22 protein-coding genes are annotated in these 20397 nt (G+C 37.5%); 14 read left to right on the forward strand and 8 right to left on the reverse strand.

Features of this window, described 5'->3' with window-relative positions; translation table 11 throughout:
* Positions 1-139: 139 nt before the first annotated feature.
* The 13 genes from hemA to SJY44_RS02165 are packed head-to-tail and all read left to right on the forward strand — an operon-like array spanning position 140 to position 11438.
* Positions 140-1396: a glutamyl-tRNA reductase gene (gene hemA, locus SJY44_RS02105; protein ID WP_396591081.1), complete on the forward strand. Its 1257-nt coding sequence runs from the start codon at positions 140-142 to the stop codon at positions 1394-1396.
* The gene (hemC, locus tag SJY44_RS02110; RefSeq protein WP_396591082.1) at positions 1393-2319 is read left to right on the forward strand and encodes a hydroxymethylbilane synthase; all 927 of its coding nucleotides are present in this window, start codon (positions 1393-1395) and stop codon (positions 2317-2319) included. Before hemA ends, hemC begins: the two co-directional genes overlap by 4 nt.
* Positions 2297-2962 (forward strand): uroporphyrinogen-III synthase, encoded by a 666-nt coding sequence (locus SJY44_RS02115; protein ID WP_396591083.1) that lies wholly within the window; start codon positions 2297-2299, stop codon positions 2960-2962. The genes hemC and SJY44_RS02115 overlap by 23 nt, the downstream gene beginning before the upstream one ends.
* Positions 2955-3980, forward strand: coding sequence for a uroporphyrinogen decarboxylase (gene hemE / locus SJY44_RS02120; RefSeq protein WP_396591084.1), 1026 nt, complete (start codon positions 2955-2957; stop codon positions 3978-3980). Before SJY44_RS02115 ends, hemE begins: the two co-directional genes overlap by 8 nt.
* 17 nt (positions 3981-3997) lie before the next feature.
* Positions 3998-4546, forward strand: a complete 549-nt coding sequence (locus SJY44_RS02125; RefSeq protein ID WP_396591085.1) for a GNAT family N-acetyltransferase — start codon at positions 3998-4000, stop codon at positions 4544-4546.
* Between the two features lie 58 nt (positions 4547-4604).
* Positions 4605-5042, forward strand: a complete 438-nt coding sequence (locus SJY44_RS02130) for a DUF6973 domain-containing protein (protein ID WP_396592112.1) — start codon at positions 4605-4607, stop codon at positions 5040-5042.
* Positions 5042-5944, forward strand: coding sequence for an oxygen-dependent coproporphyrinogen oxidase (hemF, locus tag SJY44_RS02135; protein ID WP_396591086.1), 903 nt, complete (start codon positions 5042-5044; stop codon positions 5942-5944). The genes SJY44_RS02130 and hemF overlap by 1 nt, the downstream gene beginning before the upstream one ends.
* Positions 5945-5972: 28 nt before the next feature.
* The gene (locus SJY44_RS02140) at positions 5973-6761 is read left to right on the forward strand and encodes a PhzF family phenazine biosynthesis protein (RefSeq protein WP_396591087.1); all 789 of its coding nucleotides are present in this window, start codon (positions 5973-5975) and stop codon (positions 6759-6761) included.
* Positions 6762-6765: 4 nt separating this feature from the next.
* The gene (hemB, locus tag SJY44_RS02145; RefSeq protein WP_396591088.1) at positions 6766-7755 is read left to right on the forward strand and encodes a porphobilinogen synthase; all 990 of its coding nucleotides are present in this window, start codon (positions 6766-6768) and stop codon (positions 7753-7755) included.
* A gap of 26 nt (positions 7756-7781) precedes the next feature.
* Complete coding sequence (locus SJY44_RS02150; RefSeq protein ID WP_396591089.1) at positions 7782-9071, forward strand: serine hydrolase domain-containing protein; 1290 nt, start codon at positions 7782-7784, stop codon at positions 9069-9071.
* A 52-nt stretch (positions 9072-9123) separates the two neighbouring features.
* Complete coding sequence (locus SJY44_RS02155) at positions 9124-10245, forward strand: CNNM domain-containing protein (protein WP_396591090.1); 1122 nt, start codon at positions 9124-9126, stop codon at positions 10243-10245.
* Positions 10245-10715: a methylated-DNA--[protein]-cysteine S-methyltransferase gene (locus SJY44_RS02160; RefSeq protein ID WP_396591091.1), complete on the forward strand. Its 471-nt coding sequence runs from the start codon at positions 10245-10247 to the stop codon at positions 10713-10715. Before SJY44_RS02155 ends, SJY44_RS02160 begins: the two co-directional genes overlap by 1 nt.
* Positions 10716-10724: 9 nt before the next feature.
* Positions 10725-11438, forward strand: a complete 714-nt coding sequence (locus SJY44_RS02165) for a 3'-5' exonuclease (RefSeq protein WP_396591092.1) — start codon at positions 10725-10727, stop codon at positions 11436-11438.
* A 96-nt stretch (positions 11439-11534) separates the two neighbouring features.
* On the opposite strand, the gene SJY44_RS02170 is transcribed toward SJY44_RS02165, so the two are convergent.
* On the reverse strand, positions 11535-13730 hold the full coding sequence (locus SJY44_RS02170) for a S8 family serine peptidase (protein ID WP_396591093.1): 2196 nt from the start codon (positions 13728-13730) through the stop codon (positions 11535-11537).
* Positions 13731-13888: 158 nt separating this feature from the next.
* Positions 13889-14836 (reverse strand): endonuclease, encoded by a 948-nt coding sequence (locus tag SJY44_RS02175; RefSeq protein ID WP_396591094.1) that lies wholly within the window; start codon positions 14834-14836, stop codon positions 13889-13891.
* A gap of 97 nt (positions 14837-14933) precedes the next feature.
* Between SJY44_RS02175 and hflX the strand changes: the two genes are divergently transcribed.
* The gene (gene hflX, locus SJY44_RS02180; protein ID WP_396591095.1) at positions 14934-16145 is read left to right on the forward strand and encodes a GTPase HflX; all 1212 of its coding nucleotides are present in this window, start codon (positions 14934-14936) and stop codon (positions 16143-16145) included.
* 266 nt (positions 16146-16411) lie between these two features.
* Here the strand turns inward: hflX and SJY44_RS02185 are convergent, their stop codons facing one another.
* From SJY44_RS02185 to SJY44_RS02210, 6 genes are all read right to left on the reverse strand, one after another.
* On the reverse strand, positions 16412-17344 hold the full coding sequence (locus SJY44_RS02185; protein ID WP_396591096.1) for a DUF3078 domain-containing protein: 933 nt from the start codon (positions 17342-17344) through the stop codon (positions 16412-16414).
* Between the two features lie 64 nt (positions 17345-17408).
* Positions 17409-17912 carry a DUF2480 family protein gene (locus SJY44_RS02190; RefSeq protein ID WP_298923204.1) on the reverse strand — a complete coding sequence of 168 codons (504 nt, stop codon included), beginning with the start codon at positions 17910-17912 and terminating at the stop codon, positions 17409-17411.
* Positions 17913-17932: 20 nt separating this feature from the next.
* A complete protein-coding gene (locus tag SJY44_RS02195; RefSeq protein ID WP_396591097.1) occupies positions 17933-18295 on the reverse strand; it encodes a four helix bundle protein in 363 nt (120 codons plus the stop codon).
* A 44-nt stretch (positions 18296-18339) separates the two neighbouring features.
* Positions 18340-18669 carry an SUF system Fe-S cluster assembly protein gene (locus SJY44_RS02200; protein ID WP_298923208.1) on the reverse strand — a complete coding sequence of 110 codons (330 nt, stop codon included), beginning with the start codon at positions 18667-18669 and terminating at the stop codon, positions 18340-18342.
* A gap of 5 nt (positions 18670-18674) precedes the next feature.
* Positions 18675-19097: a SufE family protein gene (locus tag SJY44_RS02205; RefSeq protein WP_396591098.1), complete on the reverse strand. Its 423-nt coding sequence runs from the start codon at positions 19095-19097 to the stop codon at positions 18675-18677.
* A gap of 72 nt (positions 19098-19169) precedes the next feature.
* Positions 19170-20384 (reverse strand): aminotransferase class V-fold PLP-dependent enzyme, encoded by a 1215-nt coding sequence (locus SJY44_RS02210; RefSeq protein ID WP_396591099.1) that lies wholly within the window; start codon positions 20382-20384, stop codon positions 19170-19172.
* Positions 20385-20397 lie beyond the last annotated feature (13 nt).

Here is a 20397-nt window from a genome sequence, read left to right on the forward strand (position 1 = left end):
ATTTACCAATAAAAGCAGTGTTTTTGAAGTATTTAGCCGAAAAGTGCCCATAATTGTGCAAAGGCTGTTATTTATAGTTCCGCTAGCGTTATTTTTTAAAATACAGTGCCCTTATTTTTGTGACGCGATTTTATCCTTTATGAGGAGTTACCACATTTCAAAACATAATTCTTTTTACGCCATTGGCTTAAGCTATAAAAAAGCAGAGGCCGAAGTAAGAGGAAAGTTCAGTCTAGATGTTCCAGCGATAGACCGCATTATGGTCCAAGCTAAGGAGCAGGGTATAGATGGTCTTTTGGCAATCTCTACATGTAACCGGACTGAGCTGTATGGTTTTGCACAACACCCATTTCAACTTATTAAATTGCTTTGTGATCATACCCCTGGGAACATGGAGGAGTTTCAAGAGGTTGCTTACGTTTATAAAAACCATGATGCAATCTCACATATGTTTAAAGTGGGTACTGGTTTGGACAGTCAGATTTTGGGCGATTTCGAAATCATCAGTCAAATCAAGCAAGGTTTTTATCGTTCCAAAAAGCAGGACATGGCAAATCCGTTCATAGAACGCCTATGCAACGCTGTAATCCAAGCAAGCAAACGCATTAAAAATGAAACGGAATTATCCTCAGGGGCCACATCTGTTGCTTTTGCCTCGGTAAAGTATATTTTAAGTACAATTTCAGATATATCTGAAAAGAACATTTTACTTTTCGGTACGGGAAAAATAGGAAGGAACACTTGCGAAAATCTTATCAAGCATTCTAATAACTCTCATATTACCTTAATTAATAGAACTCGCGAAAAAGCTGAAGCCATAGCGGGGAAATTTGATTTGACGGTAAAAGATTACGGTGATCTACAGACGGAAATTAGAAAAGCTGATATTCTTGTGGTTGCTACAGGAGCTCAATTACCAACAATTTCAAAAGCATTGATCTACCCTAAAAAACCACTGCTGATTTTGGACCTTTCCGTCCCAAAAAACGTATCGGACGATGTTTTGGAATTAGACAATGTATCCTTGGTGCATTTGGACCAACTTTCTCAAATTACCAATGATACCTTAACCAAAAGAAAAGAATTTGTCCCTAAAGCGGAAACAATAATTGAGCAGGTAAGAAAAGAGTTTTTAAAATGGTTGGAAACCAGAAAATTTGCGCCTGTTATTAATGCCCTCAAAGAAAAGCTTAAAACGATGAAAGCGGAAGAAATTGACTTTCATTCCAAAAAGCTATCTGATTTTAACCAAAATCAAGCTGAGATTATCTCGGAACGAATTATTCAAAAAATCACAAAGCAGTTTGCCAACCATTTGAAAAGTTCAGACGTTGATACAGAAGATAGCTTAGAACTTATTCAAAAAGTATTTCAGTTAGAAATTGATTCAAAATGAGCAAAATCATAAGAATCGGAACCCGCGATAGCGAATTGGCATTGTGGCAGGCAACAACTGTACAACAACAAATTGAGGCACTGGGCTTTGATACAATATTGGTTCCCATTAAGTCTACTGGAGACCAAGTTTTGGACAAACCACTTTACGAACTTGGGATTACGGGAATTTTCACCAAAACCTTGGATGTATCATTATTAAAGGGCCAAATTGATATTGCGGTACATTCCATGAAAGATGTTCCAACCCAATTGCCAAAAGGAATTGTTCAAACCGCCGTTTTGGAGCGTGCTGTTACCAGTGACATATTGGTCCATAAGGGGATGGGGGTTTTAGAATCTGAAAATACAGCAACAATTGCCACAGGTAGTTTGCGAAGAAAAGCACAATGGCTAAATAAATATCCTCACCACAAAGTAGTGGACTTGCGGGGCAATGTTAACTCTAGACTGCTAAAACTGATTGAAAATGACTGGAACGGTGCCATTTTTGCGCAGGCAGGATTGGAGCGAATAAAGTTATTGCCAAAAGATGCCATATCATTGGATTGGATGGTTCCAGCTCCTGCCCAAGGAGCAATGCTTGTAGTTGCATTGGAAAATGATGTGTTTTCTAGAGAAGTTTCTCAAAAACTCAATCACCAAGATTCAGAAATAACAACAACCATTGAACGTGAGTTTTTAAGAACTCTAGAAGGGGGCTGTACTGCTCCCATTGGGGCTTTGGCACAAATAAAAAATCAATCGATTCATTTTATAGGAGCTGTGTTCTCATTGGACGGAAGACAAAAAATTGAAATTGAAAAAACCATTCCTATTAACTCCGCCAAAGGGTTTGGAGCAATATGTGCACAAGAAATTTTAAACAAGGGTGGAGATAAACTCATGGAAAGTATCAGAAATGAAAACAGTGCTCTCCACTAAAATACTTTCACCTTCACAAAAGGAATTGTTCTTAAACTCTGGAATAGGTTTGGTTGAGTACAATGCGTTGCGTATTGAGTTTCTGGATATTACCCTTCCACTTGACTACCAAAACTATATTTTCACAAGTAAAAATGCCGTTAAAGCTTTTTTAAAGCATTCTAAAAAGGTAGACCTCTCTGATTATAAAGCTTTCTGTGTAGGTGAAAAGACACAAGCACTTTTAGAAGAAAATGGCATAAAAGTGATGAAAATCGTCCAAAATGCTTCAGATTTGGCTGATTTTATAGCAAAAAACCATCAGAATGAAGCTTTTTTGTTTCTATGCGGAAATTGGAGAAGGGAAGAATTACCGAAAATACTATCAAAAAATAACATTCGGTATCTTGAAATGGAAGCTTATCGAACTCATTTAATTCCAAAAAAGTTCAATCGTACTTTTGATGGAATCCTTTTCTTTAGTCCAAGTGGCATAAAAAGTTATATCCAAGAAAATTCTATTTCAAAAAGTTTAGTATTCTGCATTGGTAATACCACTCAAACTGAAGCCAAAAAACACACGGACCAAATTATAATCGCTAACAAGCCAACTATAGAAAACGTGTTGGTTCAAGCTATAAAATACTTTAAGAAAAATGATTAAAAACGACTTGTTTCTAAGAGCTTTAAAAGGTGAAACCGTAGATAGACCTCCCGTTTGGATGATGCGCCAGGCTGGTCGTTATCTTCCAGAGTTTATGGAACTGAAAGAAAAGTACGATTTCTTTACCCGATGCCAAACTCCAGAATTGGCTTCAGAAATAACAGTACAGCCTATTAGACGTTTTGGTATGGATGCAGCGATTTTGTTCAGCGATATCCTGGTTATTCCACAAGCCATGAATATTGAAGTAGAAATGAAACCTAATTTTGGGCCATATCTGCCCAATCCCATTCGTTCTGCCAAAGATTTAGATAGGGTCCTCATTCCAAATATTGAAGAATCTTTAGGGTATGTGCTTGATGCTATTACCATGACCAAGGAAAAATTGGAAGATGAGATTCCATTAATTGGTTTTGCAGGATCTCCTTGGACCATACTTTGTTATTGTGTGGAAGGACAGGGCAGTAAAAGTTTTGATAAAGCCAGGGGGTTTTGTTTTACACAACCTGAAGCCGCCCATCAACTGCTACAAAAAATAACAGATACCACCATAGCCTATTTAAAAGCTAAGGTAAATGCCGGCGTAAATGCTGTTCAGATTTTTGATTCTTGGGGCGGAATGCTATCGCCAGTAGACTACCAAGAATTTTCTTGGAAATACATTCAGCAAATTGTAGATGCCTTAAAAGATGAGGCGCCTGTAATTGTTTTTGGAAAAGGCTGTTGGTTTGCATTAAAAGAAATGTCTCAATCTGGTGCTTCTGCACTAGGTGTAGATTGGACATGTTCCGCACAAAATGCCCGTTACCTAACTGGAGGAAACATTACACTACAGGGCAATTTTGATCCTGCGCGACTACTTTCCCCGCCAGAAGTAATCAAAAAAATGGTAGCTCAAATGATTCGCGAATTTGGCAAGGACAGATACGTAGTGAACTTGGGACATGGCATTCTTCCCCACATACCTGTGGAAAACGCAAGGGCATTTATAGATGCCGTTAAAGAATACGTTGACTAGCTTTTTAGATATTGAAGATGCAAATTGACTTTGAAAACTACAGCATAAGCCCCATTCAAGAAAAAGACGCTTGGAGACTCTGTGATTTTGTGGTTTCAAATTCAGAACGACTCAAAGCTTATTTTCCTCAAACTTTACAGCAAAACCTCACACCTACTTTGGCGCAGTTGTTTGTTGCAAAAAAGGTTAAAGAGTTCATAACCAAAAAGGAGTTTCTCTTTACCATAAAAGAGAACACAAATCGGACTATAATTGGATTGGTGTATGTAAAAGAGCTTCAAAAAATCAAGGATCAAGGAGAATTGGCCTATTGCATAGGCTATCAATACGAAGGCAAAGGCATTATTACGAAAAGTATTCAAAAATTAATTCCATGGTGTTTTGATGAAGTTGAATTACAAACACTTCAAATCATAGTGCACCATGATAATTTGGCCAGTAAAAGAATCGCAGATAAAATTGGATTTGTTTGGAAGCGAACCCTCTCCAAAGAACACACCACTGGCAACAGAGAAGTCGTAGACATGCAACTGTATGAACTCCATAATCCTAAAATTCAAGTTTGAAATCATGAATCTAATTAAAGTTTTAAAACGATTAGATTCAAAAAGCATTTGGGTTTTGATGAAATTATGTTTCCGATTTCCTTTGTTTATTTTTCCCACGCTGTCCGCAACAAAAAAATGTATGTCTATATCAACACAACATTATGGCCGTTTGCATTATAAAAATGGTCCGGCCAATGCTTTTAGACATGCGTTTTGGAATTACTTGATTGCCAAAAATTGCAGTAATCTAACCAAAAATGAAACTGCTACACTTACTTGGTCAGAAAAGATCACAGATTGGCATGAGAAAGCATTTCCAAACCGAGAATTGGCGAGAAAGATGGATCTGCATAATAATGAGGTAGGACGCTTTATTTTTTTAAACCATTCTTCCAAAACAGAACAAGAGGTTATAGAAATTTTAAAAAAATTGACAGTTGCATCTTCCAAAGTAGATTCCAATTCCAACTTTGCTAATTTTAAAAACAAATTGGTTCATATAATTGATGAATAATGAAAGATAAATTCTACTCATACATACAAACCCTCCAAGACACCATTACCTCAAAACTTGAAGAAGTTGATGGAAAAGCCAAATTTAGAGAAGACATTTGGAAACGACCAGAAGGAGGAGGAGGCAGAACTCGAGTTATAGAGAATGGAGCTGTTTTTGAAAAAGGCGGGGTCAATATATCTGGAGTTCATGGAGAACTTCCAAAAAGTATGCAACAATATTTTGGTGTTCAAAATGCAGATTTTTTTGCTTGTGGATTGAGCCTGGTATTGCACCCAAAAAGTCCTATGGTTCCAACGGTCCATGCCAATTGGAGGTATTTTGAAATGTACGATAAGGAAGGAAATATAATAGACCAATGGTTTGGAGGTGGCCAGGACCTTACTCCTTATTATTTATTTGATGAAGATGGGAAACACTTTCATACTATTTGCAAAAAAGCATGTGACGCACATAATCCTGAGTTCTATCCCAACTACAAAAAAAGATGTGATGAATATTTTTGGAACACCCACAGAAATGAAGCACGAGGCTTGGGCGGTCTCTTCTTTGATTATTGCAAAACAACCGATACCATGAACATGGATAACTGGTATAACTTTGTAACTGAGGTTGGCAATAGTTTTCTAGAAGCATATATACCAATCGTTCTTAAAAGAAAAGAGCTTTCATATACTCAAAAACAAAGAGATTGGCAAGAAGTTAGGCGCGGCAGATATGTAGAGTTTAACTTAGTTCATGATAAAGGCACCTTGTTCGGATTAAAAACGAATGGACGTATTGAAAGCATTTTAATGAGTCTTCCGCCGCATGTGCAATGGAAGTATGACCATCATCCTGAAAAAGGAAGTGAAGAGGAAAAATTGATTCAGGTATTGCAAAATCCAAAAGATTGGGTTTAATATGTAGCTTTGTGTTCAAACCAAACCTATGAAACAAAAGATTTACCAAATAGACGCTTTTACCGATACCGTTTTTGGTGGTAATCCAGCTGCTGTATGTATTCTTGATGAATGGCTTGATTCCGATTTAATGCAAAAGATTGCCCAGGAAAACAATCTATCCGAAACGGCTTTTGTAGTGCAAAAAAATGCCACTTATGAATTGCGCTGGTTCACTCCCGAAACCGAAGTAGACCTATGCGGACATGCTACCTTGGCAACAGCTTACGTACTGTTTAATTATCATGGTCACCCAGAAAATACCATTCGTTTTTATTCGCACCGAAGTGGTGAGCTTTTAGTAGAAAAAGCTGCAAATGGTTATATGACAATGAATTTTCCAACCGATGAAACGGTTTCCTTAAGAAGTATTTCAGAAATTAATGAGGCTATTGGTTTAACTCCCCTTAAAACCATAAAAGGAAAGACAGATTATTTACTCATTTATAACTCACAACAAGAAATTGAAGCCATATCACCCAATTTTTATCTATTGGACAAATTGGATTGCCGAGGTGTAATTGTATCAGCACCTGGTGATAGTGTCGATTTTGTGTCACGTGCATTTTTTCCTCAATGTGGTATTCCAGAAGACCCAGTAACCGGTTCTGCACATACCACTTTGACTCCTTATTGGACAAATGTCTTAGGCAAAACTAAAATGACTGCGAAGCAGATTTCTCCAAGAGGTGGCGACTTATTCTGCGAATACTTGGGAGAACGTGTAAAAATATCAGGCAAAGCCGTGCCATACCTTATCGGCGAAATAGAAATATAAAGTTATGTACCCACTAATACGAAATAGAAGACTGCGCGCATCAGAATCCATTAGAAGATTGGTTCGTGAAACAATCATAACTCCAGATGACTTTTTAGTTCCCCTCTTTGTGGTAGAAGGGAAAGGAATAAAGGAAGAAATTCCATCCATGCCCAATTACTATAGATTGAGTTTGGACAACCTAGAAAAAGAAACAAAGGAACTTTGGAAAATGGGGCTTTGTGCAGTCTTACTTTTTGTAAAAGTACCAGATAACCTAAAGGATAATAAAGGTACTGAAGCTCTGAATGACAAAGGTTTGATGCAACGCGCCATCAAAACAGTAAAAGATGCTTGTCCAGAAATGTTAGTGATGACAGATGTTGCGCTGGATCCCTATTCTGCTTACGGTCATGATGGTATCGTTGTTGAAGGACAGATTCTAAATGATGAAACTTCTGAGGTTTTAGCAGAAATGAGCGTTTCACACGCACAAGCTGGTGCAGATTTTGTTGCACCAAGCGATATGATGGATGGTCGTATTCTAACCATTCGGGAAGCTTTGGAAGATGAGGGTTTTCAGGATACAGGAATCATGAGCTATTCAGCTAAATATGCAAGTGCCTTCTATGGGCCTTTCCGAGATGCCTTGGATTCTGCCCCCGTGGACATAGCCAATGTTCCAAAGGACAAAAAGACCTACCAAATGGATTTTGCAAATCGGTTTGAGGCCATTCGTGAAACTCAAATGGATATAGACGAAGGAGCGGATATTGTAATGGTAAAACCTGGATTGGCGTATTTGGATATAGTTCGTGAAATTAAAAACGAGGTTGATGTACCCGTAGCGGTCTATCAAGTTTCCGGAGAATATGCCATGTTAAAAGCCGCAGCCGAAAAAGGCTGGCTAGATCATGATGCCGTAATGACGGAACAACTTATTGCCATTAAAAGAGCTGGCGCAAACATCATTGCCAGCTATTTTGCCAAGGATTTTATACGGGTAATGGGCTAAACTTGCATCAACAAACAAGTTGTTTTATGAAGAATCTGGTTCTTGCATTCCTTACTTTTCTGTTTTTGCAAACAAACAGCGCTCAGCACTATTTGGAAGATGACACACCATATGAAACAGGTTTTGATATGGAATCCATTGCTTTTCAGGTTGATTCAATAATGACCCATGCCATACGGAACCATGCCTTTCCTGGATCGCAATTATTGGTTGCAAAAAACAATCTGGTGATTTTTCATAAAGCATACGGCTATCATACCTATGATAGTATTCAGAACGTTCGCTTAAATGATATATACGACTTGGCTTCGGTTACTAAAATTACTGGACCGCTACCGGCAATCATGAAGTTGGTGGATGAAAAAAAACTCGACTTGGATGTCCCGTTCAGCACGTATTGGAAACCTTGGAGAAAAAGAAAGAGCAAGAAAGATCTTACGTTAAGACAAATCTTAAGTCATCAAGCTGGTTTGGTACCCTACATCGTTTTTATGGCAAAAGTGATGAAAGATGGAAAAATTAAAAAACGATTTATAAGGGAAAAGCCGAGTCCACAATTTCAAAAACAGGTTTATGATGGACTATATATCGGAAATCGATTTCAACGAAAAATGCATCGCATCATTAATCGCTCAAAAGTCTCAGATGATAAGGTCTATAAATATTCTGGACTCTCCTTTCTTATTTTTCCGGAGTTAATCTCTCAACTTACCCAAATGGAATATGAAACATATCTTAAAGAGAACTTTTACAATCCTTTAGGTTGCAAAACCTTAAGTTTTAATCCTAGTAATAAGGGGTTCCCAAATAGTATTGTTCCAACAGAAAAGGATACGCTTTTTAGAAATAACCTCGTAAAAGGATGGGTACATGACGAAAATGCTTCGCTCTTAGGTGGGGTTTCAGGAAATGCAGGATTGTTTGGTACTGCAGAAGACATGTCAAAAATCATGTCCTTCTATCAAAATTATGGTTCCTGTTCAGGCAAGCAGCTTATTTCTGAAGAGACTGTCAAGGAATTTACAAAAGTTCAATTTCCAGATAATGAAAATAGGAGAGGATTAGGTTTTGATAAGCCATTAATTGGTAATGATACACTAGACTTAAAAGATGCCTATCCGTCACCCATGGCAAGCAACACAAGTTTTGGGCACTCAGGATTTACGGGCACTTTTATTTGGGCCGACCCCGAAAACCAATTGGTATTTGTTTTTCTTTCAAACAGGGTATACCCCACAAGAACCAATAGAAATCTTTACAAATTGAACATTAGAACCGCTCTGCAAGATGTTTTTTATAAAGCAACTTTAAATTAACTGGGAGCAAATTCATTGGTATTCATTATCTTGGTGTTTATAGCTAAAACCAATGGGAGTTCTACTTTTTTATGCCTTTATTTCTATATTCTTTTCATTTCTATGTTCCATTCTGGAAGCAGTATTGTTAAGCATTACCCCCACCTTCATCAATATAAAAAAACAAGAAGGCAAGGAGTACGCCAGCGAGCTGGAACTTCTTAAAAAGGATGTGGACAAACCCTTGATTGCCATTCTTACCCTTAATACCATTGCTCATACTGTAGGTGCCATTTTGGTTGGTGTTCAAGCTAAGGTTGCTTATGCAGAACTGTATGGGACTTCTACCCGTACTTTTATGGGATTTGAATTTACTGAGGACCTCATGGTTGGCGTTGTGTCCACCTTAATGACAATTTTAATTTTGGTAGCCTCAGAGATTATTCCAAAAACGATAGGTGCAACTTACTGGAAACAGTTATCCAATTTTACGGCAAAAGCTTTAAATGTGATGGTCTTTATTCTTAAATGGACTGGCTTGCTATGGGTTCTGCAACTGTTTACAAAACTTATCGGAAAAAAGGGGCATCATGGGAGTGTATTAAGTAGAGAAGATTTTACAGCAATGACAGATATTGCCCATGAAGAAGGTGTTTTTCAGGAATCGGAATCCAAAGTGATTAAAAACCTTTTGAAGTTTGATGAAATACTGGCCAAAGATGTAATGACACCTAGAACAGTGCTGAAAATTGCCTCGGAGGAAACTACCATTCAAGATTTTTTCGAAGCCAATAGGCCGCTTCGGTTTTCAAGAATCCCGCTTTATAAAGATCGAATGGATAACATAACCGGCTACTTTCTAAAAGATGAGCTTTTGGAGGCCATCATCAACAAAAAAGGTAAACAAGCCGTTTCTACTTTAAAACGCGAAATTTTAGTTACTGACCGAACAAAACCCATTCCAGAACTATTTGAAAAATTCGTGGCACAAAGAGAGCATGTTTCTTTAGTGGTTGATGAATATGGTTCGGTAAGTGGTTTGGTTACCATGGAAGATGTGATTGAAACATTACTTGGGTTGGAGATTATGGACGAAAGCGACAACGTTGAAGACCTTCAAGTGCTTGCCAGAAAGAACTGGGAAAGCAGAGCAAAGCGCTTAGGGATTATTGAAGAAAAAGATGATATAAACTAATGGAAGTTGCTTATTTACAAACTCCCATGGGTATGGCAGAGCTTCAAGGTGATGAAAACGGACTTGCTTCAGTATCTGTTTTAAACGAAAAAAAACCTATTGGTATAATTCCAGAGGTTTTAGAGGATGCCATATATCAGTTTCAAGAATATTTTGAAGGAACTCGAGAGAATTTTGATTTAAAACTAAACCCCTCTGGAACTGATTTTCAAAAAAAGGTTTGGAAGGCCCTTGTTGAAATCCCCTTTGGAAAAACAGTTTCTTATCTTGAGCTTTCTAAAAAATTGGGTGACCCCAAAGCCATACGCGCCGTAGCCGCCGCCAATGGTAAAAACCCACTCTGGATTATTGTCCCATGCCATCGAGTAATCGGAAGCAATGGAGATCTTGTTGGTTACGCCGGTGGGCTACACCGCAAGAAATGGCTTTTAGAACATGAGAGTCCTGCCAAGCAGATGACTCTCTTTTAATATTTTAATATGCTTTATAAACTTAACCTAGAACATATCCTCTTTTTGGATATTGAAACTGTACCCCAAAAACCAAGTTTCGCAGATTTAGATGAAACCACCCAAATGCTCTGGGAGCAAAAGTCGCAGTACCAACGTAAAGATGAATTTACCCCAGAAGAGTTTTATGAACGTGCAGGAATCTGGGCTGAATTTGGTAAAGTAATCTGCATCTCTGTTGGTTACTTTATCGTCAAAGGCGATACCCGAAACTTTCGAGTCACTTCCTTTTACGGAGAGGAACTAGAACTGTTAAAACAGTTTAAACAATTGCTTCAGGAACATTTTAATCAGACCAGACACCTCCTGTGTGCCCATAATGGCAAAGAATTCGATTTTCCCTATATAGCCAGACGCATGGTCATTAATGGAATGAATTTGCCCTACAAATTAGATTTATTTGGCAAAAAGCCTTGGGACATCCCTCATTTAGATACCATGGAGCTATGGAAGTTTGGGGATTATAAACATTTTACCTCGCTAAAGCTTTTGGCTCATATATTAGGCATTCCATCTCCCAAGGAAGATATGGATGGCAGTATGGTAAAGGATGTTTTTTATGAAGAAAATGATTTGGACCGGATTGTCTCTTATTGTGAATTGGACGTAGTGACCACAGCTCAGGTTTTCTTAAAACTGAGAAACGAAGCCTTGCTTACCGAAGAAGAAATTAAAAAAGTATAACTGCTAGGTAAAACAAAACCTTTTCAGAAAACTTCAGTTCTCCAAACTCGTTTGAAACAATCCCTCCTATTTTAAAAAAGTAGATATGCAATGTATTTAGTTTTTGTAAAATTTAGAGCTTTTCATTCCAGAGTGATCTTGAACAACCAAAACGTATAATCCAGAAGCTAAATCGGAAACATTTATCGCTTCTGTTGGGGTGCCTTTCTTGACTATATTACCTGAAGAAGTCACAATAGAATAAACTGCATCTTCAGACAGTTTTGCATCAACAGTAAGCCATTCCACTGCTGGGTTTGGATACAACATAATTTCCAAAGTTTCATCAAATCCAAAAGATTCGTAGACAATAAGCTGCGTTTCTGCACCATTAAACTCGAATTTAATTTCCTCCGAAAAATCGGATACCACATTCTCGGTACAAATGGAACGAATCCTAGTTTCATAAGTGACTCCCTCTTCCAGATTGGAAAATTCAAAACTGTTTTCCCAAACCAATTCACTATTCCAATTGTTTTCATTCGTGGACTTGTATTGAACTTCAAAAAGAGTCTCCTCAGCATCTGACCATGAAATGGCTGAGCTATCTTCAGTTGAGAAAAGCAACTCAATATCGGAAGGGATTTCTATGTTGCATTTTGAAACTTGGGCTCCAGAAACCAGTAATGAAAAATCTTGAAATCCGTTTACCAATGTCCCTTTATGCGAAACGGTAATGGTATACTCTCCTCTAGCATTATCAATTTCTACTCGTTCAAAAGGATCCACTAGATTGTCTCCTTTTGTAGCCGTATCATTTACTCTGGCAGCATTCAATTTCCAAGGGTAGTAAGTATCTCCGTTTTTGGTGATTCTAATATCCAAATCGTTCATCAATGCTGGGGTCGTACCATTTAAATCCCCTCTATTAATGTATTTTCCTTCTGGATCTGTCCAAGAAATGGAAGCAAACAGGGTTTCATTTCCATTTGCATTAATAGTAATAGAAAAAGTATTGCCATTTGTTAAACTTTCTTCTTCAATAAGGCTGCTATAGCCTTTGTTCTGTAAAACTTCTGCTGCGGCTTTTGCATTCATTATTCCCCATCCCATCTTATAATCTGGTCCTTTAGCATCTACATCATCCGCAGTATGTAAAGCAAGGCCTTTGAGTGTAGCCGCTTTCATAAAACTACCGTAAAGTTCCTCATGGTATTGCTGTAACAGTAGCAAGGCGCCTGTTACTCCAGGAGCTGCCATAGAAGTTCCGGCAGAAGCATCATAACTTGTATTTGTTGTAGAACTCGTTGTAAATATGGAAGACCCATCACCCGCCAAATCCGGTTTTATCCGTCCATCATCAACAGGTCCTAAACTGCTATATGAGGCAACACGAGCTTCCTTCAATTCTCCCATGTTCCCTATTTTGGTATTTGCTCCTGCAATGGTCAAACCATTTTTAGATGTTGCAAATCCAAGTAATAAATCAAACCCATCAGTAGTTGTACCAAAATTAGGAGCCTCATTATCAAAAGATTTTTGTGCATTACCCGCTGCTGTTACCATTAAATAGTAGGGAGCATTGTACATAATCTTATCCCAATCTTGAGATACTTTAATATAAGATCCAAAGTACCAGTCAGGAACCCGGTCAGATTTTATTCCATAAGAGTGATTACTCAGTAAAAGTCCGTTTGCAGCTGCTTCAGCAACTTCAATTTTATCCCTAGTCCAATCATGAGATAGTGCTTCGGCGCCATAGGCCACTCCTTTAGCATTCGGTTTTATTCCAGAGGAGATAAGGTTTCCTGTCACTAAAGTAGCATGCGAGCCTATTTCTTCAGAGTCATCGCCATTTTTTACTCTGTTATCAAATTCCTGATGTGTTGTAAGTGCAACACCAGCATCCCAAACACCTACTTGAAGTCCACTTCCATCCAATCCTAAATTCAAAAGTCCACCTGTGTACAACATGTGTGCTCTAGAAACTTGTTTTGAAGGATCGTTTAGGGTCGTATAGAAGAGAGGCGTTCCATCCGTTCCAATATCTTTAAGTGTTACAATTGAACCATCACTAAGTTCTTCAGTACGCTTCCAGTTATTGGTTTTTAAAATTTGGTCTATTTTGGATTCTTTGGATTGATGTTCGGCCTCCATCTTAGAAACAAATGAGACTATTTTATATTGATTATAGGTAGATTGAATATATTCTTTTTCTGATTTGGATTGTCCAAAAGCGGAAAAAATTCCTGGAAGTAAAAATAAAAGGGATGAAAAAATTCCTCTTGCCCAAGCAGGTATTTTGCAATCCATGATAATTGGTTAAGTAAGATTTGGACTACAAACATATTATCGATTTGATATCTATCGATAAAAAACCCTTTTATTTCGATGAATTGCACGGTGTTTGAAGATGAGCTGTTGTGAAACTACATTTTTATGTGGTGTAGTATTTTTCTTTCTTGTAAAAATTATCCATTTCCTTTTAAAACCACGTAAACTGGAAAGTGATCACTATAGCCTCCTAGGTATTTTTTACCTGCAAAAGTTCTAAATGGATTGCCTTTATATTTCCCTTTCCATTCCTTGAGAAATTTAGGGGCAAAAACTTCAGCTTTTCTAAAACTATGCGTCCCTTTTTCATAGTTCAAAAAACTATGCGAAATTAAAATTTGATCAAAAAGACTCCATTTCCCTTTATAATTGGCACTTCCAGAATTTGGAGACAACAGTTTTTGCATGGGATTTACAAATGCCCCCGTTTCCATAATTTTTTGGATACTTTCAGAGTTTGGGTCATCATTAAAATCCCCCATGATAATACAATTGAAACTCTCCATGGGCATATTGCCTATTTTTTGCAGCACGGTTTCCGCAGCTTTTACCCTTTTATAACTGGTTTCATCTGACCCATATCTGCGTGAAGGCCAATGGTTTACAAAAACATGAACTTCCTCTTCATGTAACATTCCATGTACATATAAAATATCTCTTGTTAAATCTCGATCTCCGTTGTTATTATCCACTAACAAAGGAATGGTCTCGGCGTCCAAAACCTTAAAATGGTCTCTATTATAAACAAGTGCTGTATCTATTCCTCTTTCATCAGGCGAATTAAAATGCACATAAGCGTAATCAATTTCTTTAAGGGCCTTGGTATTAAGAAGTGCATCAATGGCTTTCTTGTTTTCAACTTCAGCAATTCCTATTAAAACTGGAGGTATACTACTCTCTTCTCCACCTATTAACGATATAGTCTTAGCAAGCTTCTTCGTTTTCTTGCTAAATTTAGATTCATCCCATCTCTTCATCCCATCCGGAGTAAAATCATCATCCAACGTATGGGGGTCATTCTTGGTATCAAAAAAGTTTTCGAGATTGTAAAATGCTACGGTAAACTGGTTTTCGAGATTTTTCAACTTGAGAGAGCTTAGGCGAGTTTTTAAAATTATAAAAATCCAAAGTACAAAAAACAGCTTCCAAAACATTGATTAGATTTGCACTTTAATTGATTCAATGCTAGAAAAGAAGGATACGGATTATGAAAAGGCGGTACTTATTGGTGTTATCAATAAGGATCAGGATGAAACCAAGGTCAAAGAATACTTGGACGAATTGGAATTTTTAACCTTTACCGCAGGAGGTGAGGTCTCCCATAGATTTACCCAACGCATGGATGTTCCCAATCCCAAAACTTTAATAGGTAGCGGGAAAATGGAAGAGGTGGAGCAATATGTACAGGCAAATGATATAGGTTCTGTAATTTTTGATGATGAGCTTTCCCCAGCACAACAGCGAAATATTGAAAAGCAACTCCGTTGTAAAATTATAGACAGAACCAGCTTAATCCTGGACATTTTTGCCCAAAGGGCGCAAACCAGCTATGCACGAACGCAGGTGGAATTGGCGCAATACCAATACTTATTGCCAAGACTAACGGGGTTATGGACTCACTTGGAACGACAAAAAGGGGGTATAGGTATGCGTGGCCCTGGAGAAACCGAGATAGAAACAGATAGGCGTATTGTGCGCGACCGTATTTCACTTTTAAAAAAGAAGCTTACCAAAATAGATCGCCAGATGGAAACCCAAAGAGGTAATCGTGGTGCACTGGTCAGGGTTGCTCTAGTGGGCTATACCAATGTTGGTAAATCTACCCTAATGAATGTTATTAGCAAGAGTGATGTCTTTGCTGAGAATAAATTATTTGCCACCTTGGATACTACAGTAAGGAAAGTGGTCATGGGTAATCTTCCTTTTTTGTTAAGTGATACAGTAGGTTTTATACGAAAGCTGCCTACTCAATTGGTGGAAAGCTTTAAAAGTACCTTGGACGAAGTCCGGGAAGCAGATCTCCTATTACATGTTGTAGACATTTCGCATCCGCAGTTTGAAGAACATATTGATTCTGTCAATAAAATATTGGACGAGATTAAAAGTGCAGATAAAAAGGCCATCATGGTCTTTAATAAAATAGATCAATATCAACATGAGACTATAGATACTGATGATTTGGTTACTGAACGCACCTCCATACATTTCACTATTGAAGATTGGAAAAAAACCTGGATGGAAAAAGTAGGTGATAGAGCGCTTTTTATCTCTGCATTGAACAAGGAAAATTTAGATGAATTTAGAAAACGGGTTTATGATGAAGTGCGCGACATTCATGTAACCCGTTTTCCATATAATAACTTTTTGTATCCCGAACATTTGGATCAATATTGAAAGCTCATTAGATGATGTGTTTTAGTTTGCCGATGAAATACAATCGTTAACATTTTCCACCACATGTTTTTAGTTGTTCACAACAAAAATTTAAAGACAAGCAACAGAAAAGCTAATTTCATCCTGTTTTTAAGTGTTAACGTTACGACCTAGTCTTCCATAAGCTTAACCTACTTAGACCATGGTTTTAAAAACACAAAAAATTACGCATAACCCCATAAAAAAAGCCCTCCAATTGGAGGGCTTTTTTGTTACATCATATTTCTTTAAAAGGAGTAACTCAATCCTAATGTCCAATAGGTTTGCAACTCATTATCAATAGTATCAAAAGTAGCGGTTGGGTCAGGAGTTGGTGCATTGTTCACAATATAGTTAAGCGTTTCCTGCTTGTTGTTGCGCAATCCAAAATCAAAACCTACACCTATTACTTTCCATAAAGTATATGCAAAAGAGTTTGTCCAGGTCCAATTGCTCAAATCTCCACTTTCATAACTCTGAAACATGGAAAGATTACTCTTAAAGCTTACAGCGCCAATTTGTTTGGTGTAATCCGCAACAATCTTTGCCCCCAACGAAGAATTGAAAATAGTATCCTCATTGCTAAAAACAAAATTATAGTTTAAGGGATGAATCACTACCACTAAATCTGGTATGGGCGTCCAAGTTGCACCTACCCCTAGATCCAAATAACCAGGATCATTAAAATTACTTAAGATGGTAGTCCTGTATTCTGCCAAACCGGATATGGCAAACTTGTCACTCAATTTTCTTCCGTACAACGAGGAGATATTGAATACATCTGTGGATTCTCTAAAACCATCATCATCTGTTGGGTCATCCTTATCATCCAGTTTTACCCAGTTTAAGTTAATATTTGCAGCATTTCTCCAGAAGAATTTTTCTTCTTGTTGATTTGCAAATGCATTTACAGTAAAACCAATAGTCCCCGAAGAGTTGTTGGGAATACCTTGTGAAAACCAGTTGTTAAAACCAGAAAAGCTTCCGCCTATGGTCCCAAAGGCACCTATTTTCCATCCAGGTAATGCATCTAGCTGCGATTGTAGTGAATTAACCCGACCTTGAATAGCTGCAATGGAATCTTTCTTAGGGCCGATTTGTGATTTTAATTCTTCTTCTGTTTGTGCTTTGATGGAAATGAGCAAAAAAAATGCCCCCACTGTAAAAAGTAGTTTTTTCATAGAGTATGGAGTTTAATGTTTAGAAACGCAAAAGTAAGAAATGTCACATTTAAACGGACATTATTTACTTCTTCTTAAACAAGGGCACAGAAGAACATGCCTCTCCGTACATTACGCTTTTTGCAACTTGCTGAATTTTAGAAATTGCCAAGATATAGGCATTTTCAGGCACTGGTTTATTGGAGCAACCTTTTATGATAATAGGTTTATCCTTAAAATCGGAAACATCCAAATCTTCTAAAAGTGTTTGGTATAAGGACATTTCTAAATCTTCCAAACTTCCAATTACAGCCTTTTTAGAATATGGATTAAGCTTGGATGCTACAAGCATATAAGCCCAGCCGGGAACAATGGCATCTGTAGAACAACCCAACGCAACATAAGCATCTGTATAAGCTGACCAATCATGCTCTTCCAAGTGTTTTCTGAATTCTTTTTCCCTTAAAATAAAACCTTCGTAAAGCCAGTCCTTAATATCGAGTACCACTCTCTGGCCTTGCGGATATAACTCTTCAAGGTCAAAGGTCACTAATTTACTTTGCGCTACTCTGTTTACTATTTCAGACATATGAATTCAGATATCAGTCGTCAGATTTTGTTTTCTAGGTGTTTGATTAAACCATAAATAGTTTTGGAAATTTCATCGCAAATACCATAGGTTTTATCAAAAATAGTTTTGGTAATATAGTTTACATCCAATGCTAAATACAATTGAGATTTTACTTCATAACATGATGCTTTTGCAACATTTAAAAAGTAAATGAACTCTTTATTCGTTTTTCTTCCAGAACCTTCTGCAATGTTAGAAGAAATTGAAATCGAAGCTATTCTTATCTGATCACGTAGTGCAAAATATTTTGAAAAAACCTTCTCATCCGTAATCTGATATATTTCTTTGTTGAGCTCTCTAGCCTTTCTCCATGAAACTATTTGTTCAAACCCCTTATCCATACTAATTAATTTCTGATATCCGAGGTCCGATATCTTATTTTTACTTACAACATTCCCAACTCAAGTTTGGCTTCTTCGCTCATCAATTCTTGTGTCCAAGGGGGATCAAAAGTAATTTCAACTTCTACATCTTTTAAAGCATCCAAAGATTTAACTTTTTCTTCCACCTCAACTGGTAATGTTTCAGCAACGGGGCAATTAGGTGATGTCAATGTCATCAAAATTTTGACATCATTATCTTCATTTACAAATACATCGTAAATAAGACCTAACTCATATATATCAACTGGAATTTCAGGATCATAAATGGTTTTAAGGACCCTCACTATTTTCTCTCCCAGTTCCTGTGTATCTATTGCGATTTCTTCACTCATTTTTCTCAATTTAATTGTGTTTGATAAGCGATAGCATATAATTTCAACTGTTTTATCATACTTACCAATCCGTTTGCCCGTGTTGGCGAAAGATGCTCTTTAAGACCTATTTCATCAATAAAGTCTGTATTGGCATCAATAATATCTTGGGGTTTTTGATTGCTAAATGTTCTGATCAAAATAGCAATGATCCCTTTGGTGATGATCGCATCGCTATCCGCAGTAAAAACTAATTTATCAGTATCCAGTTCTGCATGTACCCACACTTTACTTTGACAGCCTTTGATAATATTATCATCGGTCTTGTATTGCTCATCAATCAGAGGAAGTGATTTGCCCAATTCAATCATGTACTCATACCGTTGCATCCAATCATCGAACATGGAGAACTCATCTACAATCTCTTCCTGTATCTTTTCTATGGTCATGTGTCAGTTTTGTTCAAAAATACAATTAGGATGGTTGCTAATCAAACGTTTAAGATAAAGATAACTTCTATGTTAAAGCAGCATATTTCTAGCTCGCTTTACACCTTCAACCAAAACATCCACCTCTTCTTTTGTGTTATAAAAACTGAAGCTGGCCCTAACGGTGCCCGGTATTTGGTAAAAGTCCATAATGGGCTGCGCACAGTGATGACCAGTACGAACCGCTATACCTAATTTATCTAAAATACTACCAATATCATATGGGTGGATTCCTTCTATATTAAAGGAGATGACAGAGGTCTTGTTTTTAGCAGTTCCATAAATCTTTAATCCATCAATCGTGAGTAATTGTTCCGTGGCATATTGAAGCAATTCTTCTTCATACTGGGCAATTGATTCAAACCCTATACTGTTCATATAGTCCAGAGCGGCACCAAAAGCTATCCCACCACAGATATTTGGAGTTCCTGCTTCAAACTTGTGTGGTAAATCGGCGTATGTGGTTTTTTCAAAAGTAACCTCGGCAATCATTTCTCCACCACCTTGATATGGAGGTAATTTCTTTAACCATTCCTCTTTGCCATAAAGCATTCCCACACCTGTAGGGCCACAAACTTTATGTGCTGACACGGTGTAAAAATCAACATCCAAAGCTTGCATATCGGCTTTTATATGAGGAGCGGCCTGCGCGCCATCAACTAAAACCGCCGCACCTACTTCATGGGATGCTTTAATAATCTCTTCTATGGGATTTATAGTTCCCAAAGCATTGGAAACGTGATTACAAAACACCATCTTGGTCTTGTCCGAAAGCAAATCATGAAATGCCTCCATAACCAACTCACCATTCTGGTTCATTGGGATTACTTTTAAAATAGCTCCAGTACGTTCACAAAGCATTTGCCATGGCACTATGTTGGAATGGTGTTCCATGGCCGAAACCAGAATTTCATCTCCTTCTTTTACAAAAGAGGCAAAACCATTAGCCACTAAGTTAATGCTATGCGTAGTCCCAGAAGTTAGAATTACCTCATAGGTTTTGGCTATGTTGTAGTGTTTTTGAATTTTGATTCTTGCCGCTTCATAAGCATCCGTAGCTTCTTGCGAAAGACTATGCACGCCACGGTGAATATTGGCGTTGTAATTTTGGTAATAGTCAACAATGACATCTATTACCTGTTGGGGTGTTTGCGACGTAGCAGCATTGTCTAAATACACCAATGGTTTTCCATTGACTTCTCTATTTAAAATGGGGAAGTCTTTTCTTACTTTATTTAAATCGATCATAGCAATCAAAATA

The sequence above is a fragment of the Allomuricauda sp. R78024 genome, assembly GCF_044596045.1.
Classification (GTDB): Bacteria; Bacteroidota; Bacteroidia; order Flavobacteriales; family Flavobacteriaceae; genus Flagellimonas.